The sequence below is a fragment of the Pigmentiphaga sp. genome (assembly GCF_019689535.1).
Taxonomy (GTDB): Bacteria; Pseudomonadota; Gammaproteobacteria; order Burkholderiales; family Burkholderiaceae_B; genus Pigmentiphaga.
Window position 1 is genome coordinate 1 of sequence record NZ_JADGHH010000218.1, and the last position, 5,310, is coordinate 5,310.

Genomic DNA, 5,310 nt, shown 5'->3' on the forward strand with positions numbered 1-5,310 from the left:
GGCTGGTGCTGCTCACGGGGGTCGGCGGGCTGACCTCGTTCGGGCAGGCGGCGTTCGTGGGGCTGGGCGCCTATACCAGCGCCTGGCTGTCCATCGCCACGCTTCCGCCGGCCTTCGCCTGGCTGGGCGCATCGCCCTGGATCGGCCTCGTCGCCGGGTTGATCGTGACGGCCTTCGCCGCCTGGGTGCTGGGCGCGATCGCGTTGCGCCTGTCCGGGCACTACCTGCCGCTGGGCACCATCGCCTGGGGCCTTAGCCTGTATTACCTGTTCGGCACCCTGGATTTCCTCGGCGGCCATACGGGATTGTCGGGGCTGCCTTCGATTTCCCTGTTCGGGCTCGATTTGTCCAGGGGGCGGGACCTCTTTTGGCTCATCTGGGCGGTGTTGTTGCTCGCCATGCTCGTGGTCAGCAATCTGCTCGATTCGCGGGAAGGGCGTGCCATCCGGGCCCTGAAGGGCGGCATGGTGATGGCCGAGTCGATGGGCGTGGATACGGCCCGCTCCCGCATCGCCATCTTCATGATCGCTGCGCTGCTTGCCTGTGTGTCGGGCTGGCTGTACGCACATATGCAGCGTTTCGTGAATCCCACGCCCTTCGGCCTGCATATCGGCATCGAGTACTTGTTCATGGCCGTGATCGGCGGCGCAGGATACGTCTGGGGCGCACTGGTGGGAGCCGGCCTGGTCACCATGCTCAAGCAATGGCTGCAAGATTTGCTCCCGGCCTTGCTTGGCGCCTCGGGCAATTTCGAGAGCATCGTTTTCGGCATCCTGCTGGTGATTGCGCTGCAGCGTGCGCCGGATGGCCTGTGGCCTGTCGTGGTTCGCCTGGCGCGCCGCTACTTGCCGCTGGCGCGCGATGCGCGGGTCATCGACGAACAGGCCGCGCCGCTGTCGCGCCGCACGCAGCCGGCCCACGGCGAAATCGTGCTCGAGGCCCAGGGCTTGACCAAGCGCTTCGGCGGCCTCGTCGCCAACAACAACATCAGTTTTTCCGTTCCGGCCGGCGAAGTACTGGCCCTGATCGGACCGAATGGCGCAGGCAAGAGCACGATGTTCAACTTGCTATCGGGCGTGGACGATCCGACCGCCGGACGCGTCATCTTCCGCGGCCGGGATGTGACAGGCCAGCCGTCGCGGACGATCGCCGCGCTGGGCATGGGCCGCACCTTCCAGCACGTGCGGCTCTTGCCGCAGATGAGCGTGCTCGAAAACATCGCCCTGGGCGCTCATCTGCGCGAGCGCAAAGGGTTGCTGTCGGGGTTGGTGCGCGGCGCCCTGCACCTGGAGCGCAGTGAAGAAGCCCGCCTGCTGGCCGAGGCGGCTCGCCAGGCGCGCCGCGTGGGGTTGGGCGATGTGCTCGACCTGCCGGCGGGTTCGCTGCCCCTGGGCAAGCAGCGCATGCTCGAAATCGCCCGGGCGCTCTGTGCGGATCCGTGCTTGCTGCTCCTGGATGAGCCGGCTGCGGGCCTGCGTTATCTGGAGAAACAGGCGCTGGCTGAAACTTTGCGCGCGTTGCGCGCCGAGGGCATGGCCATCCTGCTGGTTGAGCACGATATGGATTTCGTCATGGGCTTGGCGGACCGCGTGGTGGTCATGGAGTTTGGCGAAAAAATCGCCGAAGGCCTGCCCGAGGAAGTACAGCGCGATCCGCGGGTGCTCGAAGCCTATCTGGGAGGTGTGGAATGAGCAGCCCGGCTGCATCTTCGCCATTGCTCGAAGTCTCGGGCCTGTCCGTTTCCTACGGCAAGGTCGAGGCGCTGCATGGCGTGGACCTGACGGTGCCGGCCGGCACCATCGTGACCGTGATCGGCCCCAACGGCGCCGGCAAGACCACGCTGCTATCCGCGATCATGGGACTGCTGCCCGCCCGCGGCGCGGTGCGCGTCGACGGCGAGCCGCAGCGGCGCGTCGACATCGAGCACATGGTCTCGGCCGGCCTGAACCTCGTGCCTGAAAAACGGGAGCTGTTCGGCGAAATGAGCGTGGAGGACAACCTCTTGCTGGGCGGGTTCCAGCGCTACCGCCGCGGCCATCGCGACCAGGCTGCCTCGATGGAGGAGGTCTATGCGCTGTTTCCCCGGCTCAAGGAGCGTCGCCGCCAGCTGGCCGCCACCTTGTCGGGCGGGGAACGCCAAATGCTTGCCCTGGGCCGGGCCTTAATGGCCAAGCCCCGGCTGTTGCTGCTGGACGAGCCCTCTTTGGGCCTGGCGCCGCGTATCGTCAAGGAGATTTTCCTCATCATCGCCGAGCTGCGGCGGCGCGGCGTCGCGATCCTGCTGGTGGAGCAGAACGCCCGGGCTGCGCTGCAGACGGCGGACTACGCCTACGTGCTGGAAACCGGGCAGGTCGTGCTGTCGGGCCCGGCCCGGCAGCTCGCGGACGACCCGCGCGTCGTCGAAAGCTACCTCGGCCTGGGCAAGCGCTAGGGCGAGCCGCTACGGGCGCCCATCGCGGCGCGGGCGGGGGCGCGTGCCCACCGTGACGGAGACTTCCATTTCCTGCCCGCCACGGACGATCCGGATGGCCACTTTCTGGCCGGGCGGCAGTTGGGCGATGGCGTTGAGCATGGTCGTGGTGTCCGCAATGGGTTTGCCATCGACCGAGATCACGATGTCCCCGGTGCGGATGCCGGCCTTGGCGGCGGGGCCGCCGCGCACCACGCCGGCAATGATCACGCCTTCCCTGCGCGAGAGCTTGAAGGCGTCGGCCAGCTCGGCGGTCAGGTCTTGGGGTTCTACGCCGATGTAGCCGCGCGTGACCGTGCCGGTAGTGATGAGCTGCTCCATGACCTGCCGCGCGGTGCTCACCGGGATGGCGAAGCCGATGCCGAGCGACCCGCCGGTGCGCGAGTAGATGGCCGTGTTGATGCCGACCAGGTTCCCCTGCGCGTCGATCAAGGCGCCGCCGGAGTTGCCGGGGTTGATGGCGGCATCGGTCTGGATGAAGTTCTCGAACGTATTGATGCCCAGGTGGGTACGGCCCAGTGCCGAGACGATGCCCATGGTGGTGGTTTGCCCCACGCCGAAGGGGTTGCCGATTGCCAGCACCACGTCCCCGACCTGCAAGTCCTCCGCCCGGCCGAAGGTCACCGCGGGCAGGTTGGGCATGTCCAGCTTGAGGACGGCGAGGTCGGTTTCGGGGTCGGAGCCCACCAGGGAGGCCTTGCCTTTGCGGCCGTCGGCCAGTGCGACCTCGATTTCGTCCGCCGCCTCGATGACGTGGTTGTTGGTCAGGATGTAGCCCTCAGGGCTGACGATCACGCCGGATCCGAGGCTGGATACCGGTTCGGGGTTCAAGTCCGGTTCGCCGAAGAAGTGCCGGAATACGGGATCGTCCGAGAACGGGTAGGTCGGCAGCTGGGGCGTTTCCTTGCTGGTGAAGATATTGACCACTGCCGGCGCCGCCTTCTGGGTGGCAGCGGCGTAGGAAGCGACCGCCCTGCCTTCACCCGCACGGCCGGGCGTCGCTTCGAAGAAGGGCACGACAATGGCGTTATTGGCGCCCGGCCCGCCGCGGCGGGGCAGCCACTCGGGACGCAAGGTCGCGACGATGAATAAAATGGCCAGGCACACCGTCGTGGTCTGGGCAAAGATCAGCCATAGTCGGCGCATTTGCAAAGTACTTATCCCTAGCGTAGGAGATTGAACAATGATCGCAGGCGGGCGGGCCCCAAGGCAAACCGGTACGCCCAACCCGGGCGCCGGCGGCGTGGCCGCCGAAGAACTCGCATCGTGGCTGGCGGCCGAGCTTCAGGTCGACAAGTTCCGCGACTACTGCCCGAACGGCTTGCAGGTGGAAGGCCGCCCGGTGGTGCGGCATATTATCGCCGCGGTCACGGCATCCGAGGCTGCCATCCGCCATGCGATCGATGCGGGCGCCGACGCGCTGTTGGTCCATCACGGCTGGTTCTGGAAGAACGAAGACCCGCGCGTGCGGGGTACCCGGCGCACCAGGCTGTCCTTGGTGCTGGGGCATGACCTCAACCTGTTCGCTTACCACCTTCCGCTGGATGCCCACCCCACGTGGGGCAACAACGCGCAGCTGGCGGAAGTATTGGGCCTCGTCCCGCACCTCGTGGACGGCGTGGCCCAGTCGGCCGGGCCGGACCGCCTCATCTGGCTCGGCCAAGCGGCGGGCGTCTCCACCGTGGGCGAGCTGGCCGCGCGCATCACCGAGCGCCTGGGGCGGGCTCCGCTCCTGATTGGCGATCCTTCCCGGCCGGTCGGCCGGGTCGCCTGGTGCACCGGGGCGGCGCAAAGCCTGCTCCAGGACGCCATCGACGCGGGCGCCCAGACCTACATCACCGGGGAGATCTCCGAGCCCACCGTCCATCTGGCCCGGGAATCCGGCACCGCCTTTTTCGCGGCGGGCCATCACGCCACGGAGCGCTATGGCGTCCAGGCGGTGGGGCGCGCCATCGCCGAGCGCTTCGGCATCCGGGTCGATTTCGTCGATATCGACAATCCGGTCTGACCGGGCGGGCCGCGGAAGCGGCCCGCATGCGCCCGGATCTCATCGCACTCGAGCGCGGCCTGCGCCGCGCGGCACGCGAACGCCGCAGGGCGCTTTCTGCTTATTTCTTAAGCAGGTCCCGGATCTCCCGCAGCAGCTGGATGTCTTCCGGCGTCGGGGCGGGGGGCGGAGGCGGCGTGTCGCGCTCGAACGAGGCCTTGGCCCGGTTCATCAGCTTGATCATCCAGAAGATGACGAAGGCCAGCAGGACGAAGTTGATGAAGATGGTCAGGAAGTTGCCCCAGCCGAGCAGGGTGGCACCCGCCTTGCTGAGCGCGTCGTAGGTCTGTGGCCCGGTGTAATCGGCTGGCGCCCGCAGGACGATGAATTTGTTGCTGAAGTCGACCCGGCCACCCACCAAGAAATTGACCAAGGGCATGATCAGGTCTTTCACGACGGAATCGACGATCTTGCCGAAGGCCCCGCCGATGATCACGCCGACGGCGAGATCGATGACGTTGCCGCGCATGGCGAAGTCGCGAAACTCTTTGATGACGCTCATAGGCACCTCCCTGCCTGTTTTGTTTGTAGCGCGCGAAGTATCTCTTATTTTTTTGTTTTCCGGGGCTTTGTCGGATGCCGGCCAGGGCGAATGTGCTACGAAGTCTGTCAGGCGCTCCAAGCATTGCGGTATACTCGAAGGTTACGATAAGGCGCCGGCTGTCAAGAGCGCCGTTTGCTTTCAAGTGCTTTAAAACAAAAGAAGTAATCTTGAGGGTTTCCTAAATGAGTGAGGACAAAGTGGTAGACGCCGACCGCCGATTTTGGGTCGGAACCACCTGTGCCGTAGGGG

At 66.3% G+C, this 5,310-nt stretch carries 5 protein-coding genes; 3 read left to right on the forward strand and 2 right to left on the reverse strand.

Annotation, left to right across the window (positions count from 1 at the left end; translation table 11 throughout):
• Together IRZ12_RS15260 and IRZ12_RS15265 are read left to right on the forward strand one after the other, a co-directional pair.
• The coding region (locus IRZ12_RS15260; protein ID WP_296470140.1) for a branched-chain amino acid ABC transporter ATP-binding protein/permease at positions 1–1,691 on the forward strand (1,691 nt) is incomplete at its 5' end.
• Positions 1,688–2,431, forward strand: coding sequence for an ABC transporter ATP-binding protein (locus IRZ12_RS15265; protein WP_296470142.1), 744 nt, complete (start codon positions 1,688–1,690; stop codon positions 2,429–2,431). The genes IRZ12_RS15260 and IRZ12_RS15265, both read left to right, overlap by 4 nt.
• 9 nt (positions 2,432–2,440) lie before the next feature.
• On the opposite strand, the gene IRZ12_RS15270 is transcribed toward IRZ12_RS15265, so the two are convergent.
• Positions 2,441–3,616, reverse strand: a complete 1,176-nt coding sequence (locus IRZ12_RS15270; protein WP_296470145.1) for a Do family serine endopeptidase — start codon at positions 3,614–3,616, stop codon at positions 2,441–2,443.
• A gap of 37 nt (positions 3,617–3,653) precedes the next feature.
• Between IRZ12_RS15270 and IRZ12_RS15275 the strand changes: the two genes are divergently transcribed.
• Positions 3,654–4,478: a Nif3-like dinuclear metal center hexameric protein gene (locus IRZ12_RS15275; protein WP_296470149.1), complete on the forward strand. Its 825-nt coding sequence runs from the start codon at positions 3,654–3,656 to the stop codon at positions 4,476–4,478.
• A gap of 100 nt (positions 4,479–4,578) precedes the next feature.
• Here the strand turns inward: IRZ12_RS15275 and mscL are convergent, their stop codons facing one another.
• Positions 4,579–5,019, reverse strand: coding sequence for a large conductance mechanosensitive channel protein MscL (mscL, locus tag IRZ12_RS15280; RefSeq protein ID WP_296470151.1), 441 nt, complete (start codon positions 5,017–5,019; stop codon positions 4,579–4,581).
• Between the last annotated feature and the right edge of the window lie 291 nt (positions 5,020–5,310).

Coding starts and splice junctions, on each gene's coding strand:
- IRZ12_RS15265 (WP_296470142.1), top strand. CDS start 1,688: ATGAGCAGCCCGGCTGCATCTTCGCCATTGCTCGAAGTCTCGGGCCTG.
- IRZ12_RS15275 (WP_296470149.1), top strand. CDS start 3,654: ATGATCGCAGGCGGGCGGGCCCCAAGGCAAACCGGTACGCCCAACCCG.
- mscL (WP_296470151.1), bottom strand. CDS start 5,019: ATGAGCGTCATCAAAGAGTTTCGCGACTTCGCCATGCGCGGCAACGTC.
- IRZ12_RS15270 (WP_296470145.1), bottom strand. CDS start 3,616: ATGCGCCGACTATGGCTGATCTTTGCCCAGACCACGACGGTGTGCCTG.